Annotated in this window: 20 protein-coding genes and 1 pseudogene; 7 read left to right on the top strand and 14 right to left on the bottom strand. The window is 73.0% G+C overall.

Going from position 1 to position 26,112, the window contains the following annotated elements:
- Positions 1-78: 78 nt before the first annotated feature.
- Positions 79-561, top strand: coding sequence for a Cys-tRNA(Pro) deacylase (gene ybaK, locus LV78_RS29750; protein ID WP_253849177.1), 483 nt, complete (start codon positions 79-81; stop codon positions 559-561).
- 53 nt (positions 562-614) lie between these two features.
- On the opposite strand, the gene LV78_RS29745 is transcribed toward ybaK, so the two are convergent.
- Both LV78_RS29745 and LV78_RS29740 read right to left on the bottom strand, forming a co-directional pair.
- The gene (locus LV78_RS29745) at positions 615-1,229 is read right to left on the bottom strand and encodes an alpha/beta hydrolase family protein (protein WP_253849175.1); all 615 of its coding nucleotides are present in this window, start codon (positions 1,227-1,229) and stop codon (positions 615-617) included.
- Complete coding sequence (locus tag LV78_RS29740; protein ID WP_253849174.1) at positions 1,226-1,987, bottom strand: SOS response-associated peptidase; 762 nt, start codon at positions 1,985-1,987, stop codon at positions 1,226-1,228. The genes LV78_RS29745 and LV78_RS29740 overlap by 4 nt, the downstream gene beginning before the upstream one ends.
- A gap of 82 nt (positions 1,988-2,069) precedes the next feature.
- Between LV78_RS29740 and aroA the strand changes: the two genes are divergently transcribed.
- The 3 genes from aroA to LV78_RS29725 all read left to right on the top strand — a co-directional run bounded on the left by aroA (position 2,070) and on the right by LV78_RS29725 (position 5,314).
- The gene (gene aroA, locus LV78_RS29735; RefSeq protein WP_253849171.1) at positions 2,070-3,362 is read left to right on the top strand and encodes a 3-phosphoshikimate 1-carboxyvinyltransferase; all 1,293 of its coding nucleotides are present in this window, start codon (positions 2,070-2,072) and stop codon (positions 3,360-3,362) included.
- A 1-nt stretch (position 3,363) separates the two neighbouring features.
- Entirely contained in the window at positions 3,364-4,371 is a 1,008-nt protein-coding gene (rsgA, locus tag LV78_RS29730; protein ID WP_253849169.1) for a ribosome small subunit-dependent GTPase A, read from the top strand.
- A gap of 565 nt (positions 4,372-4,936) precedes the next feature.
- Entirely contained in the window at positions 4,937-5,314 is a 378-nt protein-coding gene (locus LV78_RS29725; RefSeq protein WP_253849159.1) for a VOC family protein, read from the top strand.
- Between the two features lie 22 nt (positions 5,315-5,336).
- On the opposite strand, the gene LV78_RS29720 is transcribed toward LV78_RS29725, so the two are convergent.
- The 3 genes from LV78_RS29720 to LV78_RS29710 are packed head-to-tail and all read right to left on the bottom strand — an operon-like array spanning position 5,337 to position 7,912.
- Complete coding sequence (locus tag LV78_RS29720) at positions 5,337-5,846, bottom strand: DUF6912 family protein (RefSeq protein ID WP_253849158.1); 510 nt, start codon at positions 5,844-5,846, stop codon at positions 5,337-5,339.
- The gene (locus LV78_RS29715) at positions 5,843-7,231 is read right to left on the bottom strand and encodes a WS/DGAT/MGAT family O-acyltransferase (RefSeq protein ID WP_253849156.1); all 1,389 of its coding nucleotides are present in this window, start codon (positions 7,229-7,231) and stop codon (positions 5,843-5,845) included. The genes LV78_RS29720 and LV78_RS29715 overlap by 4 nt, the downstream gene beginning before the upstream one ends.
- Before the next feature lie 9 nt (positions 7,232-7,240).
- Positions 7,241-7,912 (bottom strand): phosphotransferase, encoded by a 672-nt coding sequence (locus LV78_RS29710; protein WP_253849154.1) that lies wholly within the window; start codon positions 7,910-7,912, stop codon positions 7,241-7,243.
- Positions 7,913-7,998: 86 nt separating this feature from the next.
- Between LV78_RS29710 and LV78_RS29705 the strand changes: the two genes are divergently transcribed.
- Positions 7,999-8,745: a TrmH family RNA methyltransferase gene (locus tag LV78_RS29705; protein WP_253849152.1), complete on the top strand. Its 747-nt coding sequence runs from the start codon at positions 7,999-8,001 to the stop codon at positions 8,743-8,745.
- A 425-nt stretch (positions 8,746-9,170) separates the two neighbouring features.
- Here the strand turns inward: LV78_RS29705 and LV78_RS29700 are convergent, their stop codons facing one another.
- Entirely contained in the window at positions 9,171-9,551 is a 381-nt protein-coding gene (locus tag LV78_RS29700) for an HAD-IA family hydrolase (RefSeq protein ID WP_372495006.1), read from the bottom strand.
- An 86-nt stretch (positions 9,552-9,637) separates the two neighbouring features.
- Here LV78_RS29700 and LV78_RS29695 point away from each other — a divergent pair, with 86 nt between their 5' ends.
- A complete protein-coding gene (locus LV78_RS29695) occupies positions 9,638-10,015 on the top strand; it encodes an Rv3235 family protein (protein WP_253849479.1) in 378 nt (125 codons plus the stop codon).
- 773 nt (positions 10,016-10,788) lie between these two features.
- Here LV78_RS29695 and secA read toward each other — a convergent pair.
- From secA to LV78_RS29660, 7 genes and pseudogenes are all read right to left on the bottom strand, one after another.
- Complete coding sequence (gene secA, locus LV78_RS29690; protein WP_253849148.1) at positions 10,789-13,713, bottom strand: preprotein translocase subunit SecA; 2,925 nt, start codon at positions 13,711-13,713, stop codon at positions 10,789-10,791.
- Between the two features lie 2,197 nt (positions 13,714-15,910).
- Positions 15,911-16,579 carry a ribosome hibernation-promoting factor, HPF/YfiA family gene (gene hpf, locus LV78_RS29685; RefSeq protein ID WP_253849146.1) on the bottom strand — a complete coding sequence of 223 codons (669 nt, stop codon included), beginning with the start codon at positions 16,577-16,579 and terminating at the stop codon, positions 15,911-15,913.
- Between the two features lie 441 nt (positions 16,580-17,020).
- The gene (locus tag LV78_RS29680) at positions 17,021-17,671 is read right to left on the bottom strand and encodes a phosphoribosyltransferase family protein (protein WP_253849144.1); all 651 of its coding nucleotides are present in this window, start codon (positions 17,669-17,671) and stop codon (positions 17,021-17,023) included.
- Positions 17,672-17,848: 177 nt separating this feature from the next.
- Positions 17,849-19,582, bottom strand: coding sequence for an LpqB family beta-propeller domain-containing protein (locus LV78_RS29675; protein WP_253849141.1), 1,734 nt, complete (start codon positions 19,580-19,582; stop codon positions 17,849-17,851).
- Between the two features lie 734 nt (positions 19,583-20,316).
- Positions 20,317-21,966: pseudogene (gene mtrB, locus LV78_RS29670) on the bottom strand (MtrAB system histidine kinase MtrB); the annotation flags it as partial.
- A gap of 34 nt (positions 21,967-22,000) precedes the next feature.
- Positions 22,001-22,678 (bottom strand): MtrAB system response regulator MtrA, encoded by a 678-nt coding sequence (gene mtrA, locus LV78_RS29665; protein WP_253849476.1) that lies wholly within the window; start codon positions 22,676-22,678, stop codon positions 22,001-22,003.
- Positions 22,679-22,880: 202 nt separating this feature from the next.
- The gene (locus LV78_RS29660) at positions 22,881-23,528 is read right to left on the bottom strand and encodes a dTMP kinase (RefSeq protein WP_253849139.1); all 648 of its coding nucleotides are present in this window, start codon (positions 23,526-23,528) and stop codon (positions 22,881-22,883) included.
- A 254-nt stretch (positions 23,529-23,782) separates the two neighbouring features.
- On the opposite strand from LV78_RS29660, the gene LV78_RS29655 reads away from it, so the two are divergent.
- Positions 23,783-24,769 (top strand): hypothetical protein, encoded by a 987-nt coding sequence (locus tag LV78_RS29655; RefSeq protein ID WP_253849137.1) that lies wholly within the window; start codon positions 23,783-23,785, stop codon positions 24,767-24,769.
- 50 nt (positions 24,770-24,819) lie between these two features.
- Here LV78_RS29655 and ahcY read toward each other — a convergent pair.
- A partial coding sequence (gene ahcY, locus LV78_RS29650; RefSeq protein ID WP_253849135.1) for an adenosylhomocysteinase occupies positions 24,820-26,112 on the bottom strand: 1,293 nt, incomplete at its 5' end.

The following is a 26,112-nucleotide window of genomic DNA, read 5'->3' as shown; positions in this document are numbered from 1 at the left end:
CTGCTCCATCACCTCTGCTGGCACGTCCCCGTCAACGCGGTGGCGGGGCGCGGCATTCCCCGGCTAGGGTCCGCGCCCATGGCCAGGCCCGCGACCGGTACCCCCGCCACGCTGCTGCTGAGCAAGCAGAAGGTGGCCTTCGAGCTGCACTCCTACGAGCACGACCCGCGCCACGAGTCCTACGGGATGGAGGCGGCCGAGGCGCTCGGGGTGGCGCCGGAGCGGGTGTTCAAGACGCTGGTGGCGGAGGTCGACGGGAAGCTCGCGGTCGGCGTGGTGCCGGTCACCGGGCAGCTGAACCTGAAGGCGCTCGCGGCGGCGCTGGGCGGGAAGAAGGCGAAGATGGCCGAGGTGGCGGCGGCCGAGCGGGCTACCGGGTACGTGGCGGGCGGGATCTCGCCGCTGGGGCAGAAGAAGCGGCTGCCGCTGGTGCTGGACTCGTCGGCGAGCGAGTACCCGACGGTGTTCTGCTCGGCGGGCAAGCGCGGGGTCGAGGTGGAGCTGGACCCGGCGGAGCTGATCAGGCTGACCGGGGCCGTGGTCGCGCCGATCGCGGGCTGAGGCCCGAACCCCTGGGTTCGGGGTCCGTCAGACCTCGGGGTCAGACCTCGGGGTCAGACCTCCAAGGGGCGCAGTACGCGGGCCAGCCACTCCCCCACCGAGCGCTGCAACCCCTCCACGTCGGCCTTGAGGTTGTGGTCGCCCTCCTGGAGCACGACCTCCCGGTGCGGCGCGCCGCCCGGAACGCCGAACGGGTCGCGCTCGCCCTGCACGACCAGGGTCGCCACGTCGACCGCGTCCAGCTCGGGCAGCCGGGACTTCTCCGGCTTGCCGACCGGGTGCAGCGGGAACGCCAGGCACAGCACCGCGACGGCCTGGCCCTCGGCGGCGGTGCGGCAGGCCACCCGCGCGCCCGACGAGCGCCCGCCGAACACCAGCGGCAGGGTGTCGAACAGGCCCGCGCCGAGGTCCTCCGCGACCGCGAGCCACGCGGTGTCCAGCTGCTTGGCGGGGGCCGGGGCGCGGCGACCGGCGACCCGGTACGGCTGCTCCACCAGCGCGACGTGCACGCCGGCCTCGACGGCGGCTCGGGTGGCCGCGACCAGGTCGGGGGCCTCGATGCCGCCGCCAGCGCCGTGGCCGAGCAGCAGCGCGGCGCGGCCCTCGGCGGCGCAGTGCAGCACGGCCCGCGCGGGGCCGTGCGGGGTGTCGACCACGCGGGCGGTCACGTCAGCTCGAACAAGGTGGGCTCCGGTTTCTCGTCCTCGCCCAACCGCACCGGGTCCGTGAGGGTGCGGTCGTTGTTCTTGATGCTGTTGACCCGCGTCGAGACCGGGCGCAGCTCCAGCGCGTTCACCAGGTCGAGGTCGGGGGCCAGCAGCGCGCTCGGGTCGGCGCGGTCGGGGTCGAGCCAGTCGTCCCAGCGGTCCCTCGGGAGCACGAGCGGCATCCGGTGGTGGACCTGGGTCATCTCGCCGATGGCGTCGGTGGTGAGCACGGCGAGGGTGATGATCGGCTTGCGCTCGTCGCCGTCCTGCTGCCACCAGACGGACCAGATGCCCGCCATGGCCAGGCTGGAGCCGTCGCCTGGGGTGATGAAGTACGGCTGCTTGCGGCCCTCGCCGGGCTGCCACTCGTACCACCCCTCGGCGGGCACGATGCAGCGGCGGCGGGCGGCGGAGTCGCGGTAGGAGGGCTTCTCCAGCACGCTCTCCGAGCGGGCGTTGATCATCTTGGCGGCGCCGGAGAGGTCCTTGGCCCAGTGCGGGACCAGGCCCCAGCGCATGGCGCGCACGGTGCGCTCGACCTCGTCGGGCACCGGTTCGCCCTCCGCGTCGCGCGGGTGCCGGTCGACCACCGCGGACACGGTCTTGGTGGGGGCGACGTTGTAGTCCGGACCGGAGACCGCGCCGTCCGTTGCGTCCACCGCGTCGAACTCGGTCGCCACCTGGGCCGGGTTCTTGGTGGAGGCGTACCTGCCGCACACAACCGATCACCTCCTGACTCATCGTCGCACGTCGCGGCGACCGGTGCGAGCCGCCGGGAACGGCATGCGGGATCATCTGGGCATGACGCAGCAGTGGTCCGCCCGCACCGCCGGCGGTCCCGTCAACGCGACGGTACCGGTCCCCGGCTCGAAGTCGATCACCAATCGCGCGCTGGTGCTCGCCGCCATCGCCGACGCCCCCTCGGTGCTGCGCGCGCCGCTGCGCAGCCGGGACACCCTGCTGATGGCGGAGGCGCTGCGCGTGCTGGGGGCGCGGATCGAGGACGGCCCGGACGGGTCGTGGCTGGTGCAGCCGGGTGAGCTGCGCGGGGCGGCGCGGGTGGACTGCGGGCTCGCGGGCACGGTCATGCGCTTCCTGCCGCCGGTCGCCGCGCTGGCCTCGGGCGAGGTCGTGTTCGACGGCGACGAGCAGGCGCGGGTGCGGCCCATGGGGACCGTGCTGGGCGCGCTGCGGGCGCTGGGCGCGGACGTGGACGGCGACGCGCTGCCGTTCACCCTGCGCGGCGCGGGCGGGCTGCCCGGCGGCGAGGTGGTGATCGACGCGTCGGCGTCCTCGCAGTTCGTGTCGGGGCTGCTGCTGTCGGGCGCGCGGTACGACAAGGGCGTGGTGGTCGTGCACGAGGGCGAGCCGGTGCCGTCGCTGCCGCACATCGAGATGACCGTGGCGATGCTGCGCGAGGCGGGCGTCGAGGTGGACGACTCGGGGACCGACCGGTGGCGGGTCGAGCCGGGTCCGGTCGCGGGGCGCGAGTGGGACGTGGAGCCGGACCTGTCGAACGCGACGCCGTTCCTGGCGGCGGCGGCGGTGACCGGCGGCGAGGTGCTCGTGCCGGGGTGGCCGACGGCGACCACGCAGGCCGGTGACGCGATCAGGGGAATCCTGGCGGAGATGGGCTGCTCGGTGGAGCTGGGCGCGGACGGGCTGCGGGTGCGCGGCGGCGAGCTGCGCGGGGTGGACCTGGACCTGCACGACGTGGGCGAGCTGACCCCGACCGTGGTGGCGCTGGCGGTGTTCGCGTCCGGGCCGACGGTGCTGCGCGGCATCGCGCACCTGCGCGGGCACGAGACCGACCGGCTCGCGGCGCTGGCCGCCGAGGTCAACGGGTTGGGTGGGGACGTCGAGGAGACCGAGGACGGGCTGGTGATCAGGCCTCGGGCGCTGAGTGGTGGAGCGCTGAGCGGCGGGACGCTGAGCGGTGGGACGTGGAAGGCGTACGCGGACCACAGGATGGCCACGGCCGGGGCGATCATCGGGCTGCGGGTGCCCGGTGTGGAGGTGGACGACATCGGCACGACGTCCAAGACGATCCCGGACTTCCCCGGAATGTGGGCGGCGATGCTCGGGCAGCGCTGACGTGGGACGGGATTGGCGCAAGCTGGACGAGTCGGACGTCCGGGTCCGGCCGGGCAAGGGGACCAGGCCGAGGAGCAAGCGGCGGCCGGAGCACGCGGACGCGGTGGGCGCGATGGTCGTCGGCGTCGACCGGGGGCGGTGGACGTGCGCGGTGGACTCGGATCCGGGGTTGCTGGTGACGGCGATGCGGGCGCGGGAGCTGGGGCGCACGCCGGTGGTGGTCGGGGACCAGGTCGGGCTGGTCGGGGACACCTCGGGGCAGCCGGACACGCTGGCGCGGATCGTGCGGGTGGAGGAGCGGTCCAGCGTGCTGCGGCGGACGGCGGACGACACGGACCCGTTCGAGCGGGTGGTGGTGGCGAACGCGGCGCAGCTGGTGATCGTGACGGCGCTGGCCGAGCCGGAGCCCCGGCGGGGGTTCATCGACCGGTGCTTGGTGGCGGCTTACGCGGGTGGGTTGGAGCCGTTGCTGTGCTTGACGAAGTCGGACCTGGCTTCGGCGGAGGAGTTGTTGGAGGCGTACGCGGAGCTGGACGTCCCGGTGGTGGTGACGAGGTCGGACGAGGACCCGGTCGAGCTGCGGGAGCGGATGGTGGACCGGTTGTCGGCGTTGATCGGGCACTCGGGGGTGGGGAAGTCGACCCTGGTGAACCGGTTGGTGCCTGACGCGAACCGGGCGGTGGGTGTGGTGAGCGGGGTCGGGAAGGGGCGGCACACGTCGACCCAGGCGGTGGCGCTGGCGCTGCCCGAGGGCGGGTGGGCGGTGGACACGCCGGGGATTAGGTCGTTCGGGCTGGCGCACATCACGCCGGACGACATCGTGATGGCGTTCCCGGACATGAAGGAGATGGCGGAGGAGTGCCCGCCAGGGTGTGGGCACCTCGGGGGGGATGAGGACCCCGAGTGCAAGTTGGACGAGCTGGTGAGCAGCGGGGCTGCGACGGAGCGGCGGTTGGAGTCGTTGCGGCGGTTGTTGGAGTCTCGGGGGAAGTTGGAGGAGTACGACTAGGGCTCGCCTCGCCGGCGGGGCAGGCCTCCAAAAAAGAGGGGACACGAGCTCTGCCGGCTGGTGGCGGTTGGTCTTGTGGTCCCGTTGTACTACTGCGGTGGGTGGGGTCCCTCTTCTCCGTTTGGCCTCCTTTCAGGCAAGCACACTCGTCAAGACGCCGTTTGACTCGGGAGGTCTGCCGGGCGGTGCGGCGGCATCTTGACGAGCGTGCTCGGGCTTCGCCAGGCCAAACGGAGAAGAGGGACGCGGGATGGGCTGGCTGCGGGCTCGCTGCGCTCGCCCCGCAGCCCGCGATGCGCCTGCGTCGATCAGCCCGGCTTGCGTGCGTCTCTCACCTGGCGTGCTTCCTCAGGCTTGCTCGTCGTGCGTCGTTGCTGGTCAGCACGTTGCCGCCAACTGTTGACTGTCAACAGTTGGTAGCAAAGTGAGCGGTCTGCCGGAACAGCTACCCAGGGTGGGCCGGTTTCGGGTTACCGATAGTTGCCGTTCACCGGATCAGGCGGCCCGGTTGTGAACACGCCCGGTGGTAGCGGGTGCTGCGGGTAACGTCCGGCGGGTGGCAAGGGTGATCGGAATCGGTGGGATCTTCCTCAGGGCGCGCAACCCCGCGCGGCTCGCGGCCTGGTATCGGGCGCACCTCGGCATCCCCATGAACGATCGGGGGACGGTGACCTTCCACTGGGAGGAGACCGCCACGGACGACAACCCCGGCACCACCACGCTCGCGCTGTTCGCGCAGGACACGGACTACTTCGGGGAGCCCGGTCAGCGGGCCATGCTGAACCTTCGGGTGGACGACCTCGGGGGGCTGCTCGACCGGTTGCGGGCGCACGGGGTCGAGGTGCTGGAGCAGACCGAGGACTCCGAGTACGGGCGGTTCGGGTGGTGCGTCGACCCCGAGGGGAACCGGGTCGAGCTGTGGGAGCCCGCGCGCGGCATGTGAGCCGGGCGCGGGCGCCGGGCAGCTACATCAGGTCGAGCACGAACGGCAGTTCCTGCGGGGCGTACCAGGCCAGCTCGTGGTCCTCGGCGCTGCCGACCGCGAAGTCCGCGTCCGGGTCGCCGAGGTCGGCGGCGTCGATCACGTTGGCCGCCTCGCGCACCGCGTCCTCGGCCTCGGCCGTGTCCAGGTGCACGGCGGCGATCTTCTTCAGCGGGATCGCGCCGGACAGCTTCACCACCGAGAAGTCCAGGTCGGGGCGCAGCTTCACCGCGTTGTCCTCGACGTCCACCGACACCACCGCGCGGCGGGGCCTGGCCTTCTCGTCGCCGGTCAGCTCCTGGCCGAGCAGCCGCAGCGACGCGCGCGCGGCGTCGAGCATCGCGGCGTACTCCAGCTCCTCGGTGTCGCCCGCCGCGTACGACTCGCGCAGCGCCGGGGTCAGCGCGAACCCGGTCCCGCCGACCGGGGCGAACTCGCCCGTCTCGACCAGGGCGCGCAGCGACGCGACCGTGGCGGGCAGGTAGACCCTCATCCGGACACCGTTCCCATCAGTTCCTCCACCGACTCCTCGACCATGCCCGCGAGGACGTCCACGTCCGGCATCGCGTCACGGTCAGCGTTCAGCCCGAAGTACACACCACCGTCGTAGGACGTGACGCCGATCGCCAGCGCCTGGCTCTTGGCCAGCGGCACCACGGGGAACATCTCCGCCATCTTCGCGCCCGACGCGTACAGCGGCACCTGCGGGCCCGGCACGTTCGTGACCACGACGTTGAACAGCCGCTTCGAGAACGAGCTGGCGGCCCGCGCGCCGAGCGCGTGCAGCGTCGGCGGGGCGAAGCCGCTGACCCGCACCAGGGTCTGCGCGGCCACCTTCTGGCCGGACTCCTGGTGGGCGCGGGTGGCGTGGCTGACGTGGTGCAGGCGCACCACCGGGTTCGGCTCCCCCACCGGCAGGTCCACCAGGTACGCGGACACCTCGCCCGGCTTGCCGTCGGCCGAGCGGACCGACATGGGCGTCATGGCGCGCATGGTGGTGCTGGCCGAGACGACCTCGCCGCGCGAGAGCAGCCAGGCGCGCAGCGCGCCGGTCAGCGCGGCGAGGACGCCGTCGTTGACCGTGCCGCCGTGCGCCTTGCGGATGGCGCGGAACTCGTCGAGGCGGGTCCTGGCCACCGCGAACCGGCGCTGCGGCGAGGAGATCCGCACGTTGAGCGGGCTGCCGGGGGCTGGGGTGGCGGCGGTGCGGACGGCCGAGAGGAGGCCGCCGAGCGCGTCGGTGGCCTTGCGGACGGTGGCGACCGTGTCCAGCGCGGCGGAGCGGGCGTTCTCCACGACCTCGCCGGGCCGCTGCACCGCCTCGGCGACCGCGTCCACGACCAGCTGCAGGCCGCTGGGCTCGGGCTGGGGCATCCACAGGTTCTCGACCTGGCGGCGCGGGGACGCGGACACGTCGAGCATGACCTGGGTGATGTCGGGCGCGCCGACCCCGTCCACCATGGCCTGGTGGGTCTTGGTGACCACGGCGATCCGGTTCCGCGCCAGGCCCTCGACCAGGTAGGCCTCCCAGAGCGGGCGGGTGTTGTCGAGCGGGCGGGACATGAGCCTGCCGACCAGGTCGTGCAGCTGCTGGTCGGTGCCCGGCGTGGGCAGCGCGGAGCGGCGCACGTGGTAGGTGACGTCGAAGTCCTGGTCGTCGACCCACACCGGGCGGGCGAGCCTGCCCGGCACGTGCACCACCTTGCGCCGGTAGCGCGGGGCCAGCGACAGCCGCTGCTCGACCAGGTCGACCAGCCGGTCGTAGTCGAAGCCGGACTTGGGCCTGCGGAACACCGCGACGCTGCCGACGTGCATCGGCGTCGACGCGTCCTCCAGGTAGAGGTACGAGGCGTCCAGCGCGGACAGTCGGTCGGGCATGGGGCCAGGCTATCCGCTGCACCGCTCGACGAGGCGGCTCACGGCCGCGACTTCGGCGTCGTCGCGGCGGGCCCTGCCGAGCCGGATGCGGGCGGCGGCGGGCATGGCGCGGCGGACGGCGGCGTCGACGCGGCCCGCCAGGAACGCGCCGAGGAACGCGCCCCTGACCGGCCTGCGCAGCGGCGCGACCCGGCCGACCTCGACGGCGAGCCAGCTCAGCGCCACGTCCAGGCTGCGGTCGCCGCGCGCGGCGTCGGCCCAGTCCACGAGCACCGGGCCGTCCGGGCCGAGCACGACGTTGCCGGGGTGCAGGTCCAGGTGCAGCAGGGCGCCGTCGCCGGGCAGGAAGTCGGGGGCGGGGACGGCGTCCAGGTCGCGGTGCAGGCGGGCGAGCTGGCGGCCGAGGCGGCGGGCGCGCCACGGCTTGGCGTCCAGCTCCTGCGACATGCGCGGGCCGGGCACGTACTCCATGACGATCTCGGTGGCGTCGGCCTCGGCGACCCTGGGCACCGGGATGCCGTGGGCGCGCAGGTGGCGCATCAGCTCGGCCTCGGGACGCGGGTCGCGACCGGTGCGGCTGCGCTTGCGGAGCAGGCCGTCCGGGCGCAGGAAGACGTCGGCCTCGCGGCCTCGGGCCAGCAGGTGGTCACGGTGCGCGACGTTGCGCAGACGCGGGGTCATGGGACGATCATCACAGTTGACAGCTGATCCGCAAGGGCTGATCGGGGGTTTCGCGGTGCGCCGGGCGGAGGTGCGACCATGCACGCGTGGAGATCTCGCCCAAGGACAGGTTCGTCACGGTCTACGGCCGCAAGCCCGTGCTGGAGGCGCTGGACGACCCTCGGTTGGAGGTCGACAAGGTGCTGATGGCGGAGGGCGCGCGCGGGCCCGCCGCCAAGGAGATCCTGGACGCCGCGTCGCGGCGCGGGGTCAGGGTGCAGCGGGCGACCGCGCAGCGGGTGAAGGTGCTGGCGGGCAACGGCAGGCACGACCAGGGCGTGCTCGCGGACGTGGTCGCCCCGCGCATGGCGCCGCTCGCGCTGGCCCTGGAGTCCCGGCCGCGCGGGGTGCTGCTGCTGGACGGGATCACCACGCCCGCGAACGTCGGCATGATCCTGCGCACCGCCACGGCGGCGGGGGTGGAGGGGATCGTGGTGCCCCGGCGCGGGGTGGCCTCGATCGACCCGCTCGTGGTGAAGGCGTCGGCGGGGGTGGCGTTCCGGGCGCCGGTGCTGCGCTGCGGGACGGCCGCCGAGGCCGCCGCGCAGCTGCGGGCGGCCGGGTACCCGCTGTTCGCGCTGGACGCGGCGGCGAAGCAGAGCGTGTACGCGGCGGAACTGCCGGAGCGGGCGGCGTTCGTGCTGGGCAGCGAGACGGCGGGGATCTCGGACGGGGTCCGGGAGCACGTGACCGACTGGCTGTCGATCCCGATGGCCGCGGGTGTGGAGTCGCTGAACGTGGCGAGCGCGGCGGCGGTGCTGTGCTTCGAGGTGGTCCGCAGGCGCTCGCTCTGAGCCGGGGTGCGGCAGGCTGGGGCGCGGCGGGCCGGGCGCGGCAGGCCGGGCGCGGCAGGCCGGGCGCGGCAGGCCGGAGAGCACCGGGCCGGGGCTCGCCGAGCCGGAGAGTACTGGTGCTCGCGGGCTGATCGGACGCGCACTGGTGCGGGCACCGGGGTTTCCGGTGCCCGCACCAGCGTGGGTCGGCCCTGCGCCGTCACAGCCTTCGACGTCCCGGTCGTCGACGTGAGGGGGCCCTACCCGTTCGGCGTCCCGCTTCCGCCTCCCCGCTCCTGGTAGCCGGGAGGTGGCCCGAAGTGCGGGACTCCTCTTCGGATTGCCTGCGTTGTCCGCTGATTCCACGGTACGCCCGAGGCACCGGGCCTGGAATTACTCGTCGGGGTGGGGATTTCCGCTTTTTCCGTGACCGGCAGCCGGTGTTCTTACCCCCTGAGGGGGATTGCCAGGAGGATTTCAAGTTCCTGGAGGGTGGTTTCCACCGACGTGTGGTGAACACCGACCATCCCGGCCGCCGCCGCGCCCCGCACGTTGACCGGCAGGTCGTCGACGAACACGCAGTCCCCCGGATCGAGGCCCAGCTCGGCGGCCGTGAGCAGGTAGATCTCGGCGTCCGGCTTGGCCGTGCCCGAGGCGCCCGAGGTGACCACCGCGTCGAACAGGTGGCCCCACTCGCGCGGCGGCGCCCAGCGGCCGTCCGCATTGCTCAGGATCGCAGTCCTGATCTCCGCGCGGCGCGCTCTTTCCACCGCGATCAAGAGTTCTTCACTTCCGCTGTCGGTCAGCACGCCGCCGAAGTCGAGCACCAGTCCTCGCACCGGGAACAACTTACGCCTTCATTCGACCGGGTGAACCCGGTCCACGATGCCGGGGTTCGCGGGTCGTGTTGGTCATGACGTGGTTGCGGGAGTTGCAGGGGTACGGCGGACTGGAGCGGGTGCGGGACGCCTGGGGCGCTCAGGGGTGCCCCGGCGCGGTGCTGGAGCACCTGCGGCTGGTGCGGGTGGTCGTGGAGGCCGTGGATGGGCGGCGGCCCCTCGGGCAGGTGCGCGGGGTGCTGACGGGGGCGGCGGCGCGGGAGGTCGGGCGGCTGCGCTCGCCGGGGGCGTCGGGGACGGCGGTGGGCGGGCTGCGGATGTGCCGGGTGTCGGAGCGGGTCGCGGAGATCGCCGGGACGCTGCGGCGGGGCGCTCGGGTGCGGGCGCTGGCCGCGCGGGCGGAGCTGGTGGAGGGGCGGTGGCTGCTCTCGCGCTTCCACCTGCTGCCGTGAGGGCCGCACCCGCGTGGACCGCACACGACCGCTGCGGCGGGACGGGCGCGCTTGGGGTGAGTGTGCGGAGGGCGGCGCGCTGTGGCGTCACGGGAGCGCTGAGGGGCGGGGAACGGGCCCGTGCCGCACGACAGCCCGGAACCGCGCACGGCCGTGTGGTGGATGAGGGCCGTGTGGTGGATGAGGGCCGTGCGGTGGGTGAGCGCCGTGCGGTGGGTGCGGGCCGCGCGGTGGTCGAGGGCTACGCGGTGGTTGAGGACTGCGTGGTGGGTGCGGGCTGCGTGGTGGGTGCGGGCTGCGTGGTGGGTGCGGGCTGCGGCTCAACCGGTGCGGCGCTTTCGGCAGGCGGACGCGGCCCGCACCGCTTCGTCGTGGGACGGCGCTGCGGCCCGGCCGCCGTGGCACGTCCTGACGGCCCGTGCCTCGACGTCGTGCGGCCCGCGCACCACCACGCCGTGGTCCCGTGCCGCAGGTCGGCCGGTGCGGTTCTTCCCGCAGGTCCTCGCCGTCCAACGGCCTGGCTGGCGCGGCACCGTGCCGCAGTTCCGTGCCGCAGTTCGGCCTGCGTGGCTCCTTCCGCTGCCCCGCGCCTGCTCGCCGGGTGGTGGCGCGCGAGTAGGGCGTGCCCGTCCCCGCTCCCCCACCCGGAAAGCCGGCAGCCCCCGGACCGCGTGGGGTCCGGGGGCTGCTGGGGCTGCTGGGGTCGTGCGCGGGCGTGTCCCGGTGGCCGCGCCTTCGGTCACCGCGTCGCGGTCACCGGAGGCACGGGCCGGTCAGTGCTGCGGCCGGTTGCGGTGGCCCTTGGCCTCGGCGCGGGCCTGGGCGCGGCGCTCCTTGCGGGTGCCGCCCTGGTTGCCGCCGCCCTGGTTGGTGGTGCCGTGGCTCTCCGCGTCGCCGCTCTCGTCCGGACCGGTGTAGGTCAGGTTCGTGTTGGCGCGCGGGTCGAGGCCCTTGCCGCGCAGGGCGGGCGGGATCGGGTTGCCGCCCGACAGCTGGGCCAGCGCCGAGCCCGCGGGGGCCTCGCGGCGGCGCTGCTCCTCCTGCTGCCTGGCCGCTGCGGCCTGCTGCTGGGCCGCCGCCTGCTGCTGCGCCTCGGCCTGGGCCGCCGCGGCGGCACGCGCGCGGGCGCGGCTGCCGGTCAGGTTGCCCGCGCCGTTGCTGATCGACACCTGCACCGGGGGCTCCGGGGCGGGCTCGGGCTCGGCGGCCTCGACCTGCAGGTTGAACAGGAAGCCGACGATCTCCTCCTTCAGCGCCTCCAACATGCCGTTGAACATGTCGAAGCCCTCCCGCTGGTACTCGATCAGCGGGTCGCGCTGGGCCATCGCCCGCAGGCCGATGCCCTCCTTGAGGTAGTCCATCTCGTAGAGGTGCTCGCGCCACTTGCGGTCGAGCACGGACAGCAGCACGCGGCGCTCCAGCTCGCGCATGGCGCCGGGGCCGACGCGGCCGTCGATGTCGGCCTCGCGGTTGTCGTACGCCTCCAAGGCGTCCTCCTGCACGCGGGCGCGCAGGTCCTCGCGGCTGAGGTCGTCCTCGGCGTCGAGCAGGGCCTTGGCGTCCAGCGACACCGGGTAGAGCGACTTGAGGGCCGTCCAGAGCTTGTCGAGGTCCCAGTCCTCGGAGTAGCCGTCGGCGGTGGCGGCGTCGACGTACTCGCCGGTGACGTCCTTGATCATGTGGGTGACCTGCTCGCGCAGGTCCTCGCCCGCGAGGACGCGGTGGCGCTCGGCGTAGATCACCTTGCGCTGCTCGTTCATGACCTCGTCGTACTTGAGGACGTTCTTGCGGATCTCGAAGTTCTGCTGCTCGACCTGGGTCTGCGCGCTGCGGATCGCGTTGGTGACCCACTTGTGCTCGATGGGCAGCTCGTCCGGCACCTTCAGGCGGGTCATCACGTTCTCGACCATGGCCGCGTTGAACCGGCGCATCAGCTCGTCGCGCAGCGACAGGTAGAACCGGGACTCGCCGGGGTCGCCCTGGCGGCCGGAGCGACCGCGCAGCTGGTTGTCGATGCGGCGGGACTCGTGGCGCTCGGTGCCGAGCACGTACAGGCCGCCCGCCTCGCGGACCGCCTCGCCCTCGACCTTGACCTCGGCCTTGACGTCCTCGATCAGCTTCGACCAGGCCGCCTGGTACTCGTCGACGTTCTCCACCGGGTCGAGACCGCGGTCGCGCAGCTCGTGGTCGGCCAGGATGTCCGGGTTGCCGCCGAGCACGATGTCGGTGCCTCGACCGGCCATGTTCGTCGCGACGGTGACCGCGCCCTTGCGACCGGCGCGGGCGATGATCAGCGCCTCGCGGTCGTGGTGCTTGGCGTTGAGGACCTCGTGCGGGATGTTCATCCGCACCAGCAGCTTCGACAGGTACTCGGAGCGCTCGACGCTGGTCGTGCCGACCAGGACCGGCTGGCCCTTCTCGTGCCGCTCGGCGATGTCCTCGGCGACCGCCTGGAACTTCGCCTCCTCGGACTTGTAGACCAGGTCCGGCTGGTCGCGGCGCTTCATCGGGCGGTTGGTCGGGATGGGGACGACGCCGAGCTTGTAGGTCTGGTAGAACTCCGCCGCCTCGGTCTCGGCGGTACCGGTCATGCCGCCCATGCGCTCGTAGAGGCGGAAGTAGTTCTGGAGGGTGATCGTGGCGAGGGTCTGGTTCTCGGCCTTGATCTCCACCCCCTCCTTGGCCTCGATCGCCTGGTGCATGCCCTCGTTGTAGCGGCGGCCCGAGAGCACGCGGCCGGTGAACTCGTCGACGATCATGACTTCACCGTTGCGGACGATGTAGTCCTTGTCCTTGCTGAACAGCTCCTTCGCCTTGATGGCGTTGTTCAGGTAGCCGACCAGCGGGGTGTTCGCCGCCTCGTAGAGGTTCTCGATGCCGAGCTGGTCCTCGATGAAGGCGACGCCCGTCTCCGAGACGCCGACGGTGCGCTTGCGCTCGTCGATCTCGTAGTGGGTGTCCTTGCGCAGCAGCGTGGCCAGGCGGGCGAACTCCAGGTACCAGCGCGACGACTGGTCGGCCGGGCCGGAGATGATCAACGGGGTGCGGGCCTCGTCGATCAGGATCGAGTCGACCTCGTCGACCACGGCGAAGAAGTGGCCGCGCTGCACGCACTCGTCCAGGCTCCACGCCATGTTGTCGCGCAGGTAGTCGAAGCCGAACTCGTTGTTCGTGCCGTAGGTGATGTCGGCGTTGTAGGCCGCGCGCCGCTGCTCCGGCGTCATGTCGGAGAGGATCGCGCCGACGGTCATGCCGAGGAAGCGGTGGATGCGGCCCATCCACTCCGAGTCGCGCTTGGCGAGGTAGTCGTTGGTCGTGACGACGTGCACGCCCTTGCCCGCGATCGCGTTCAGGTAGGCGGGCAGCACCGAGGTCAGGGTCTTGCCCTCACCGGTGCGCATCTCGGAGATCTGCCCGAGGTGCAGCGCCGCGCCGCCCATCAGCTGGACGTCGAAGTGCCGCTGGCCGAGCACCCGCTTCGCGCCCTCGCGGACGACGGCGAAGGCCTCGGGGAGCAGCTCGTCGAGCGACTCGCCGTCCTCGGCGTGACGCTTGCGGAACTCCTCGGTCTTGGCCCTGAGCTCGGCGTCGGAGAGGTCGACGACGTCGTCTTCGAGGTTGTTGATGTGCGCTGCGATGTTGCGCAGGCGCTTGAGCATCTTGCCTTCGCCTGCGCGGAGCAGTCGGGACAGCACCATCTCGGGTCGACCTCATTACCTCATCGCGTCGCGCCCCGGCGGGCGCCTTCATTCGGGTCCACCGGGGTGGCGGTGGGCCCCTCACCTATGGCCATCGTAGGCAAGTCGTGAAGGTGTGTGCACAGACACAGGTAGGAACCCCCGGCGAGCCCTTCGGGGCTCGTCGGAGCAGGGGCCGAGCGGACGGCTGGGTGATGGGCCGGGATCTTGGCGGGAGGGGAGGGCGGGAGCGGGGCGGAGGGGGCGAGAAGGCGATCAAGTTCACTCCGTCGTGAGGGGGGCGAACGGCGTGGTGGGAGGGGCGGGGTAGGAGGGGGGAGGGGCGGGGAGGCGGGGCACGAGCGAGAGGGGGAAGGGGTGGGAGAAGGAGGGAATGGGGAGGCGGGGTACGAGTGAGAGGGCGGGCGGGGACAAAGACGGGCGAGGCGGGGCAGGCCGCTGCCGCACAACGGGCGGTTGGGGCGGCGCACGAGAACAGCCGGGGTGCCGCACTGGGCGCGGACGGCTCGATTCGCGGAACGCCGACAGCGCGACTCGCGGACGGCACCTCGCGGACGGCCCGGCCCACGCGAGGCGGCTGTCCGGCGGGCGGAGGGAAATCGGCGATCAACGCTCGCTCAGGACAACCAGCGGGCAGGGCTCGCCGGACGAGTGAGCAACCGGCAGAGGGCGACCAACGGGACGGGACGGCTGGCGCAGCGACATGGCCAGCGTGGCGAGATGGCTGGCGCGGTGAGATGGCCAGCGCGGTGACGGCGGGACGGCCAGCATGACGGGACGGCTGGCATGGCGAAAACCGGTCCTGTCGCCGCATCGGTTTGCCGCCGCACGTGGCCTTGCCACGCGCAGGTCACCCCTGCGCGAGACCTCATCCCCCGCATGCGGCCTCGTTCAGCGGCGCCGACCGACCCCACACGCAGCCTCGACCAGTGGGCACCAACCGCCCACCCCGGCACGCGGCTCCTTCCAGTGGGCGCAGACCGCCCCGCACACGGCCTCGCCCAGCGGGCGCCGACCACCCACCCCGGCACATAGCCTCGTCCAGCGGGTGCCGACCGCCCCGCATACGGCCTCGCCCAGCGGGCGCCGACCACCCACGCCAGCACGCAGCCTCGTCCAGCGGACGTCGACCATCCAACCCTGGCACGCCGCTTCTTCCAGCGGGTGCCGACCGCTCCGCACACGGCCTCACCCAGCGGACGCCTACTACCCACCCCTACGCACAGCCTCGTCCAGCGGACGCCGACCACCCACGCCAGCACGCAGCCTCGTCCAGCGGACGTCGACCATCCAACCCTGGCACGCCGCTTCTTCCAGCGGGTGCCGACCGCTCCGCACACGGCCTCACCCAGCGGACGCCTACTACCCACCCCTACGCACAGCCTCGTCCAGCGGACGCTGAACGCGCCCCCACCCCGACGCACGGCCTCACCCAGCGGGCGTTTCGTACGAGGCCTTGTCCGGCGGACGTTGCTCGTCCCCGCCACCCCGCACGAGGCCCCGCCCGCCGAACCCGAACACCCCGCGCGGCCTTGCCGCAGCACAGGCTGCTGTCGGTCGCGGGCCATCCCCGAACTCCCCGCGCTCCCCGCACGCGGCCTTGCCCCCGGCGCGCGAGGGCGCCGGGGGCCGACCGGTGTTGGGGTTTCTGGTTCGGTCAGTAGGTCGTGGGTTGTCCTCGGCTCACGGGATCGGGTTGCGGCCGGTCGTGGGGCCCTGGTTGTGGGCGGCGTGCGCGCGGGCCCTCGGGCGCTCTTGTGGAGCGCCGGTCGGGCTCGGCGCGGGCCGGGGGTTGGGGCCTCGGGGTCCGCGGGCCTCGCTTCGGCGGTCGCGGGAACCGGCTTCGGGCGGATCGGCCCTGGTGGCCGGACCGCTCTGCGGTGCGGGTCGCGGCGGGCTCTCCACGGCGTGGGGCCACCTGGTCGGCCGCCGCGCTGGGGCGGGGCGGACTCGGTGGTCCCGGCGGTGGGGGCTGTGCGCCGGGCCGCTTCGGATCTGTCGCGGATCAAGCCTGAGCGGGTCGTTCCGGTGGAGCCCTCGGCTCCGGGCGCCCGGTTGGCCCGCTCAGGGTGCGTCGGTCCTCCTGCGTTCGACTGGGGCCTGCTCGAAGGCCGTTGTCCGGCATCGGCCCGCAACTCCTGCGGGCGGGCGGCTCCGGGGGTTTCTGCGCGCAGACCAGCCGGAACCGCTGGGTGGATCAGGCGAGCCTGATCACGCCGTAGTCGAATCCCTTGCGCCGGTAGACGACGCTGGGGCGTCCGCAGTCCGCGTCCGCGAAGAGGTAGAAGTCGTGGCCCACGAGCTCCATCTCGTAGAGGGCCTGGTCGACCGTCATGGGCTTGGCCGCGTGCTCCTTCTCGCGCACGATCTGACCCGGCAGGCTGTCGTCCAGCCCGTCGTCCCAGCGCTGAGCGGGCACCTCGGCGTCGTACCCGTTCTCGGACTCGGGCGCGGCCTCCAGGAGCGCGGTGCGACCCTGCGCGACGGCCTGGCCGTCGGACACGAGCACCTCCGCGAGCCCTCCGGTGGCCTCGGCGACGGACGTGGTGCCCCTGCGGCTGTAGTGCACGCGCCTGCGGTCGTGCGTGCGGCGCAGTCTGCTCTCCAGCTTCGCCACCGCGGCGTCGAGCGCGGCGTAGAAGTCGCCAGCGCTCGCTTCGGCGCGGATCACGGGCCCGCGCCCCTTGCCGGTGATCTCCACCCGCTGGCAGCTCTTGCTCTGCCTGCGGTTCGGCTCGTGGAACAGCTCCACGTCGAAGCGGATGACCTTGCGGTCGTACCGCTCCAGCCGGGCCAGCTTTTCGGCGACGTGCACCCGGTAGTGCTCGGGCACCTCGACGTTGCGGCCTTTCACGACGATGTCCATACACGACCTCCCTCGCGTTGCTGCGAGCTCTGCCTGTGGATCGTTTTGGCACCGTGTCACGCGAACCCGTCGGTCGCGGACAGTCGCTGGGGGGTTGGCGTCACTCAGCGCTTCTCCGGTGCCAGGGTCATGGGCTTTTCGCCTCCTCCCCGTGAATGCCGGGAACGCTTGATAGCGGTGCACGTTAGCCCGGTATCCGCTGCGGCGACAGCCCCCGAGGCGGGGGAAAACGAGAATTTCCGGTTGATGACGCAGAGCGACGACCTTCGGTCGCGCGCGCCGGGACCTTGGTCCCGCCGGGATCGGGCCCGCAGGCCCTTCTCCCCCGACAGGTCCAGTGCGATGGGCGCACCCGTCCGCTGTCCGGTCCGGCCGAACGGCCTCCGCGCGGGCGTCATGTCCGGCCAACGGACGGGAACGCGCCAGGGTTCCCGAGCCCGTTCACCCGTCGGGCTCCGTTCTCCTGGCGCTCGTGAAGGTCACCGCGAGGGGTACCCGGAACCCCGCCGAGCGCAGCACCCGCGCGCACTCCAGCACCGTGGCGCCCGTCGTCACCACGTCGTCCACGACCACGCACACCGCCCCCGGCGGCGGCAGCGGCCCGGCCCGCAGCAGGACCCGTCCGCGCAGGTTGGCCCGCCGCTGGGCGGCCGTCAGCCCCACCGAGTCCACGACGCCCGAGGCAAGCCCCAGCACCGGCGCGCGCGGCACTCCGGCACCCCGCAGCGCGGCGTCCACGTGGGAGCCGCCCCTGCGGCGCGCGGCGCGGCGGGTGGACGGCGCGGGCACGAACCACACCGGACCGGGCGGGAGGGGCAGCAGCGGCAGCGCGGCGGCCAGCAGCGCGCCGAGCACGGCGGCCAGGTCGCGCCGCCCGCGCTCCTTGAACGCGAGCAGCAGCGCCCGCGCCGCGCCCGCGTGGTCGGCGAGTGTGAACACCGGGACGCCCCGGACGGACACGCGGCGTGGCGGTCCGAAGCCCACGAGGCACGCGGGGCAGGCAGCCGCGCCGCCCGAGCCGCAGCCGGGACAACGGGGTGGGAACAGCAGTTCGATCAGCACGTGGTCGAGCCTGCTCCGGGGGTCCGACAATTCCACACCGGAAAACCGGGGTACCCGCAGACACGATCAGGTGAAACGCGAAGTGAGGTGAAAGTCCTTCACCATGGGATGACCGGAGGGTTCACCCCAACCGGAAGAAGCCGCTTTCCACCCCCTGATCACAGGACGGACACGGCAATGCGCCGCCCCGCGCCGGAGGAAAAGCGGTCAGCCGGGGTAGAACACCTTCGCCGTCGACGGCAGCAGCGGACCCGGCTGCCGCCACACGTCCCCGATGTCGGCGGTGCTCCACAGCCCGCTGCGGTCCACCGCGACGACGTTGCGCGCCGGGGCCGCGCTCACCGAGCTCACCGGCACGGTCAGGTTCGAGGTGTTGTACCGCTCGATCTTCATCCCGTCGATGTTGACCTTCGCGATCGGCCACGCGGGCAGCGACGTGCTCACCACGAGCACGTCGGGGGCCAGCCAGTCGAGCGACAGCACGTTGGTGCCCAGGGTGTTCCCCTGGAGCGTCCTGGCGCTCTTGAGCGTCACCGCGCCGTCCTGCGCCCGCACCACGGCCGCCAGCACGATCTTGCCGTTGATGACCGCCGCGACCCGCGTCCCGTCGCGGGACAGCCGCAGCTCGGTGATCTGCTGCCCGATGATCGACAGCGCGTCCGCGTTCACCGCCGTCGCCGCCCACCCGGTGTCGGTGCGCACCACGCGCACCACGTTCGTCCCGTCGTGGCTGGTCCACACCTCGTTGGCCCGGTCGCCCTTGCGCCCGCTGCGCACCCAGGTCGGCCGGGTCATCTCGCGCGCGGTCAGCTCGACCGGGTTCAGCGCGTCGTTCAGCCCGCCGACCAGCAGCCGCACCCCGCCGCCGCTCGCGGTGGCCACCACGGCCAGCTCGCTGCCGCCCAGCGACTGCGCCGCGCTGAGCACGTTGTAGTCGCCCTCGCCCGCAGGACCGGCGATCGGCTGCCCGTCCGCGAGCCCGAGCACCCGCCCGCCGCTGACCGCGAGCCCGCGCAGCTCGGCGTCCGGCGTGGCCGCGGCCTCGCCGGTGTCCACGTCGTTGACCCGCCACTCGGCCTGCTCGGCGGAGATCGGCTGCCCCTCCACCATCACCTTGACCCTGGTGGTGGTCACCCCGCTGAGCGACTGCACCACCTGCGCCACGATCTGCTTGGCCAGCTGCGGGGTGAGGTCGCCGACGTCCTTCAGGTCCACCTCCAACGCCCCGTCATCACCCTCCTGGGTGCTGCGCCGCGCTTGGGCGGTGTTCGGGATGGCGGTGACCAGCGCGCCGCGCACCGAGTCGGCCGGGCCGTTGAGCAGCAGCTCGGTCACCCGGCGCGGGATGCTCGGGGCAGGCGGGACCACGACGTAGCGCGGGTCGGGCACGAGCACGGAGAAGTCCGGCGTGTAGAAGTACAGGACGACCCGGCGGTAGTTGCTCTGGAAGCCGTTGAGCGGCATGAAGACGCCCGCGGGGGCGGTGGCGATGCGCCACTGCCCGGCGTCGTCCTTCACCACCTCCAGCGACTGCTGGAGGTCGCCCAGGGTCTGCGTGAACGAGCCGTCGTTGACCAACCTGCCGAGGTACTTGCCCTGGAGCTGCACCGCGCGCCGGTCCGGGTCGTCGGGCTCCTCGCCGGGCACGGTGTTGAACGCCGTCTCGATGATCGTCGGCGCGTCCTTGGTGTTCCACGCCTTGGCCGCGTCGGCGGTCAGGTAGGCCTTGGCCTGCGCGTAGTCGCCCGCCGGGTTGCTGGTGGCGTCGACGAACCCGCGCACCAGGCTCAGCGGGTCGAGGTCCTTGACCGGCGGGGCGGCCTCGGCGGTGGCGGCGCTGCCCGCGCGCCGGTTGATCGGCGACACCGACGTCTGGGTCGGGATGGCCGCGCACCCCGACAGCGTCAGCACCGCCAGGAGCAGCGCGACGAGCTTCTTCACCGGTCCTCCTCGCGCCTCGGGTCGGCGTCGTCGGGTCGTGCGGTCGGGCCGGTCCCGAGGTCGCCACCGAGGTCGTCACCGGGTTCGACCGCGCGGTCGAACCCGTCGGCGCGATTCGGGTCGGTACGAGCCGAATCGGTACGAGCCGGGTCGGCGCGCGGGTCGAGGTCCAGGTCGGCCCCGTCAGCGCGGTCAGCGCGGTCCACGAGCGCGGACCCACCCGCGTCGGGAACGACCTCGGCCTCGCCCGCCTTGGCGGCGCGCGCCGTCCGGCCGCCCCTGACCACCCGGCCGACCCGGCTCGCCCGGCCAGCGCGTCCCGCGCGCTCGATCCGCTCGGCCCGGTCGCCCTTGCCGGGCTTCCCCGGCTTCTCGGGCTTCTCCGGCTTCTCCGACCGCTCCGCGCGCCCCACCCGGTCGACCGCCCGGTCCGCGCCGCGCTTGGCCAGCCGGGTCGCCCGCCGCAGCAGCCCGGTCCGCTCCGGCCGGTCCGGCCCGAGCGGCTGCACCGGCTGGGTCCGCTCCGCGTCCCCCGGCTCCTCGTCCGCCAGGTCGGCGTCCACCAGGTCCGCGCCCACGAGCCCGCCGTAGTCCCCGCGCGCCGCGCGCTCGTCGCGCTCGAAGCTCTCGTCCACCGCGACCCCGCCCAGCTCGTCCGGGACCTCGCGGTCCGCGTCCACCGGCTGCGCGGGCTGCCAGGTGATCTCGCCCGCCGTGAACTCCACCGGCAGGACGACTTCCTCCTCCTCGACCGGCGCCGGTTCGACGTCCGCCAGCTCCGGCGGCACGAGCGGCAGCGGGCTCTCCTCGAACCGGTCGCCGTGCACGCGCGGCAGGGTCAGCCGGAACACCGCGCCGTGCCCGCGCTCGCCCCACGCCTGCAACCAGCCGCCGTGCAGCCGCGCGTCCTCCAGGCTGATGGACAGCCCGAGGCCGGTGCCACCGGTGCGGCGGTTGCGGGACGGGTCGGCGCGCCAGAACCGGTTGAACACCAGGTCCGCCTCGCCGGAGCGCAGGCCGACGCCGTGGTCGCGCACGGTCACCGCGATCGCGTCGCCCGACCCGCGCAGGGTCAGCTCGACCGGCAGCCCCTCGCCGTGGTCGATCGCGTTGGCCAGCAGGTTGCGCAGGATGCGCTCGACCCGCCTGGCCTCGATCTCGGCGGTGACCTCGTGCTCGGGCAGGTCCAGCACGACGGACGTGCCGCTGCTGTTGGCGATGGCGCGCACCGAGTCGTGCGCCCGGCGCACGAGCACCCGCACGTCCACCAGCTCGGGCGAGAGCTCCTCGACGCCCGCGTCGAGCCTGCTGATCTCCAGCAGGTCGCCGAGCAGCGACTCGAACCGGTCCAGCTCGTCGACCAGCAGCTCGGTGGAGCGGGCCAGCCCGGCCGGGAACTGCTCGCGGGAGGCGTGCAGCACGTCGGCGGCCATCCGCACCGTGGTCAGCGGGGTGCGCAGCTCGTGCGACACGTCCGAGGTGAACCGGCGCTGGAGCTGGCCGAACTCCTCCAGCTGGTGGAACTGCCGCTGGATGCTCGCGGCCATCTCGTTGTAGGACTGGGCGAGCCTGGCCACGTCGTCCTCGCCGACGACGGGCATCCGCTCGTCCAGGCTGCCCTCGGCGAACCGCTCGGCGACCTCGGCGGCGTGCCGGACGGGCCGCACCACCTGCCGGGTGACCAGGTTCGCGATCGCCGCGAGCAGCAGGAGCAGCACGACGCCGCCGACGATCAGGGTGTTCTGGGCGAACTCGGCGGTGGTCTGCTCGCTGGTCAGCGGGAACAGCAGGTAGAGCTGCATGGACCGGGCCGACGAGGCCACCGGCACCCCCACGACCAGGAACGTGGTGCGCCCGCTGTCGCGCTCCACGGTGCTGATCTGGGTGCCGCTGCTGCCGCGCTCGACCAGCTCGCGCAGGCTCACCGGCACGTCGCGCCACGGCCCGACCGCGTTGAGCTGCCCGTCCGAGCCCGCGAACGCGGAGTCGGCCAGCACCGGCTCGAACGCGCCCGCCCCGGACGTGGCGGCCTCCTGCGTCGTGCCGGTGGCGTTGATCTTGTTGAGCGCGGCGGTGAACCGGGCCTTGACACTGTCCGGGCCGGGGTTCAGGCCGAGCAGGTCGGGCTGGATCGCGGCGACGCTGGCGTCCGTCTGGCGGGTGGCGGCCTCGGTCTTGGCGTCGAGGAGCTGCTTGACGATCTGCTCCTGCAGGACCATGCCGAGCACGAACACCACGGCCGAGGACAGCGCGAGGGTGCTCACCACCACCCGCAGCTGCATCGACCGGCGCCACACCTCGCCGAAGCGCACCGCCTGGCGACGCGCGCGCTCGACCACCCGGCGAGCCTCGCGCGCCACCGGGTCCAGCAGTCGCGTCCTCATCACCGCCGGGACCAGGACCCCGTCGAGCCGTCGATCACGGAGGGCCCGCCTTGTACCCGACGCCGCGCACGGTCAGGACGACCTCGGGGTGCTCCGGGTCGCGCTCCACCTTGGAGCGCAGCCGCTGCACGTGGACGTTGACCAGGCGGGTGTCGGCGGCGTGCCGGTAGCCCCACACCTGCTCCAGGAGCACCTCGCGGGTGAACACCTGGCGCGGCTTGCGGGCCAGCGCGACCAGCAGGTCGAACTCCAGCGGGGTGAGCTGGATCGGGCGACCCTCGCGCAGCACCTCGTGGCCGGGCACGTCGATGGTCAGGTCGCCGATCTGGAGCATCTCGGCCGGTTCGGCCTCGGTGCGGCGCATCCGGGCGCGGATGCGCGCCACCAGCTCCTTGGGCTTGAACGGCTTGACGACGTAGTCGTCGGCGCCGGACTCCAGGCCCAGCACCACGTCGACGGTGTCGCTCTTGGCCGTCAGCATGACGATCGGGACGCCGGACTCCGAGCGGATCGCCTTGCAGACGTCGATGCCGTTCATGCCCGGCAGCATCAGGTCGAGCAGGACGAGGTCGGGTTTGAGCTCGCGCAGCGCGGGGAGCGCACGGGCGCCGTCGGCGACCACGGCCGTGTCGAACCCCTCGCCCCGCAGCACGATGGTCAGCATCTCCGCCAAGGCGGGGTCGTCGTCCACCACGAGCACGCGTGCCTTCATGGTGAACATCGTCCCACTACCCGCGCGCTTCTCCCGCACCGCCCAGCGCTCATCGCCGCTGGTCGTCACCCGGTCCCGGTCCGTAACCAGCGCTCGCCGCCGATCCACCCGCCCACCTCAGCCGTTGCCTCGCCCGTCAGGGAGCTGATCGGCCCAGCGGTCACGTTTCGTTACTCCCCCGCCGGGAGGAGGACCGGGGTGCTCAGCCGAGCAGGTCGGCGATGGCGGCGACGCCCAGCTCGGCGGCGGGCACCGAGCCGTCGACGGCGCGCCACGGCGAGAGCCAGGAGGCGGCGGCGAGACCGTCGTAGACCTCGCCGCAGCGGCGCTGGAGGCCGCCGTCGGACTCGTAGACGTCGCGGCCCCGGTCGGTCTCGGTGGCCTCGCGGTGGGCGGCCCGCTGCTCGGCGACGGCGGCCGGGACGCGCAGCAGCAGCTGCAGGTCGGGCAGCGGGAGCTCGAAGCGGTCCACCTCCAGCGCGCGGACCCACGCCACGAACTCGCCGTCCGGGCCCTGGTGCAACCGCGCCGCGCCGTAGGCCGCGCCGGAGGCGATGTAGCGGTCCAGCAGCACCACGTCGTGCGAGGCCAGGTCGGCGCGCAGCTCCTCGCGGGCGCCGCGCCGGTCGAGCGCGTACAGCAGCGCCATGCCGCGCACCTCGTCCACCAGCGGGCCCAGCTCGCCGTACAGGGCGGCGCGCACCAGGTCGGCGTGCACGTCCCGGCCGTAGCGGGGGAACGCCCCGGTCGTCACGCGCGCGCCGCGCGACTCCAGCTCGGCGGTGAGCGCCCCGGTCAGGGTCCGCTTCCCGGCGCCGTCGAGGCCTTCGACCACCACGAGTCTCCCCACGCGGCCACCCTACGGGGCGGCGGGCATCGGCCGTTCGGCGGCACGCGGCGGGCCGGGAACCGGGGAGGACCGGCGCCCCGGGCCCCGACGACCTCGGCCACCCCGCGTTTTCGCGCCCCGCAACCCTCGCAGGAACGCCTCCGCCGCCCTTTCGGCCGCACACATCCACCATATGGGTGAACAGAGATCCTTTCGGTCACCGTAATGAGTGACTACGGTGAACCCAACTCACCGTGTGAAGGGGTGGTGCCGCGTTGAGCGCGGAATCGGGACACGCCAGGCCCCTCGCGGAGCCCGACGCCCACTCCACCGGGGGACTGCCGGACGCACTGGTGGAAACGCTGCGCTACGGGCCGTTCCACCGGGCGTTGCACGACGCGATCGCGCACCGGGGTCTGTCACTCGCCCGGTTGCGCGCGCACCTGGAGCAGCTCGGCGTTCAGGTGGGTCAGTCCACGCTGAGCTACTGGCAGCGCGGGCTGCGCCACCCGGAGGTCCCCAGGGCGATCCCGACCGTGCGCGCCCTGGAGAGCGTGCTCCGGCTGCCCACCGAGTCGCTGGTGAAGCTGATCGGCAACCGGCCGCAACCCCGGCTCCCCCGCTCCGCGCCCTCGTTCGCGGGGCTGGCCACCGCGTGGGTGCAGACCGCGCCGCTGCTGGCCGAGTTCGAGGCGGTGCCGGAGAGCGCCCGCGCCAACGCGGACCTGGAAGTGCTGTCCGTGCACGACACGATCGTGGTGGGCTCGTCCCGCGAGCAGCGGAGCATCACCACGCGGCTGGTGGTGCGGGCGCTGCGGGCCGGGCCCGACCGGTACCTCGCGGTGCACCAGGGCGACGAGGGCTGCCTGATCGACAACGCGCTGGTGCGCCCCGCCGAGGGCTGCCGCCAGGGCCGGGTGCGCAGGCAGAGCGCGTCGCGCGGGCTGGCGTTCGAGCTGCTGTTCGACCGCAGGCTCGCCGAGGGCGAGGAGCACGTCTTCAGCTTCACCGTCGTGGACGACACCGGCGGCCCGACGCCGGGGCACCACCGCACGTTCCGCGAGCCGTGCCGGGGCTACCTGCTCCAGGTGGCGTTCCACCGCAGGGCGCTGCCCGCGCGGTGCACCAAGCAGTTCCGCCAGGACGCCGACGCGACGCCGGTCGAGGTGGACGAGCTGGTGTGCGGGCTCGGCGGGGTGGTCAGCGCGTACTTCTGCGACGTCGGCCCGGGGCTGGCGGGCGTCGCCGTCGAGTGGACCTGAGCGGGACCGGCGGACGGCCGGGCTGAGCCGACCGCCCCACCGGACCCCGGTCAGTAGCGGTAGTGCTCGGGCTTGTACGGCCCCTCGACGTCGACGTCGATGTACTCGGCCTGGTCCTTGGACAGCTTGGTCAGCTCCCCGCCCAGGGCCTCCAGGTGGATGCGGGCGACCTTCTCGTCCAGCTTCTTGGGCAGCCGGTAGACCTCGCGGTCGTACTCGGTGTGCTTGCCGAACAGCTCGATCTGCGCGATCACCTGGTTGGAGAACGAGTTGGACATCACGAAGCTCGGGTGACCGGTCGCGTTGCCCAGGTTCAGCAACCTGCCCTCCGAGAGCACCAGGATCGAGTGCCCGTCCGGGAAGACCCACTCGTCGACCTGCGGCTTGATGTTGATCCTGCGGACACCGGGGAAGCGGGCCAGACCGGCCATGTCGATCTCGTTGTCGAAGTGCCCGATGTTGCCCACGATCGCCTGGTGCTTCATCGCCGCCATGTGCTCGATGCGCACCACGTCCTTGTTGCCCGTGGTCGTGATCACGATGTCGGCCTTGGGCAGCACCGACTCCAGGGTCTGCACGTCGTAGCCGTCCATCACCGCCTGCAACGCGCAGATCGGGTCGATCTCCGTCACCACGATCCGCGCGCCCTGCCCGCGCAGCGACTCCGCCGCGCCCTTGCCCACGTCCCCGTAGCCGCAGATCACCGCGACCTTGCCGCCCATGAGCACGTCGGTGCCCCGGTTGATCCCGTCGATCAGGGAGTGGCGGATGCCGTACCGGTTGTCGAACTTCGACTTGGTGACCGCGTCGTTGACGTTGATCGCCGGGAACAGCAGCTCACCTGCGGCGGCGAGCTGGTAGAGGCGCATGACGCCGGTGGTGGTCTCCTCGGTGACCCCGCGGATGCCCTCGGCGATCTTCGTCCACTTCCCCGCGTCGGCGGCGAGGGAGTTGCGCAGGGTCTCCAGGACGAGGGCCCACTCCTCCGAGTCGTCCTCGGAGGCGGCCGGGACGACGCCGGCCTTCTCGTACTGGGCGCCCTTGTGCACCAGCAGCGTGGCGTCGCCGCCGTCGTCCAGGATCATGTTCGGCCCCTGGCCGTCCGGCCAGGTGAGCATGGACTCGGCGGTCCACCAGTACTCGGCCAGGGACTCGCCCTTCCAGGCGAACACCGGCACACCGCGCGGCTCCTCGGGGGTGCCGTGCGGGCCGACCACGACGGCGGCGGCGGCGTGGTCCTGGGTGGAGAAGATGTTGCAGGAGGCCCACCGGACCTCCGCGCCGAGCGCGACGAGGGTCTCGATGAGCACGGCGGTCTGCACGGTCATGTGCAGCGAACCGGA

The sequence above is a fragment of the Actinosynnema pretiosum genome (genome assembly GCF_024171695.1).
Taxonomy (GTDB): domain Bacteria; phylum Actinomycetota; class Actinomycetes; order Mycobacteriales; family Pseudonocardiaceae; genus Actinosynnema; species Actinosynnema pretiosum.
Note: the sequence above shows the minus strand (reverse complement) of the source record. Positions and strands in the feature narration are given on the sequence as shown.

What these genes read in the sequence shown, in the direction of transcription:
- ybaK (WP_253849177.1), top strand. Translation starts at nt 79, where the DNA reads ATGGCCAGGCCCGCGACCGGTACCCCCGCCACGCTGCTGCTGAGCAAG.
- aroA (WP_253849171.1), top strand. Translation starts at nt 2,070, where the DNA reads ATGACGCAGCAGTGGTCCGCCCGCACCGCCGGCGGTCCCGTCAACGCG.
- LV78_RS29720 (WP_253849158.1), bottom strand. Translation starts at nt 5,846, where the DNA reads ATGAGGGTCTACCTGCCCGCCACGGTCGCGTCGCTGCGCGCCCTGGTC.
- LV78_RS29715 (WP_253849156.1), bottom strand. Translation starts at nt 7,231, where the DNA reads ATGCCCGACCGACTGTCCGCGCTGGACGCCTCGTACCTCTACCTGGAG.
- LV78_RS29710 (WP_253849154.1), bottom strand. Translation starts at nt 7,912, where the DNA reads ATGACCCCGCGTCTGCGCAACGTCGCGCACCGTGACCACCTGCTGGCC.
- LV78_RS29695 (WP_253849479.1), top strand. Translation starts at nt 9,638, where the DNA reads ATGACGTGGTTGCGGGAGTTGCAGGGGTACGGCGGACTGGAGCGGGTG.
- secA (WP_253849148.1), bottom strand. Translation starts at nt 13,713, where the DNA reads ATGGTGCTGTCCCGACTGCTCCGCGCAGGCGAAGGCAAGATGCTCAAG.
- hpf (WP_253849146.1), bottom strand. Translation starts at nt 16,579, where the DNA reads ATGGACATCGTCGTGAAAGGCCGCAACGTCGAGGTGCCCGAGCACTAC.
- mtrA (WP_253849476.1), bottom strand. Translation starts at nt 22,678, where the DNA reads ATGAAGGCACGCGTGCTCGTGGTGGACGACGACCCCGCCTTGGCGGAG.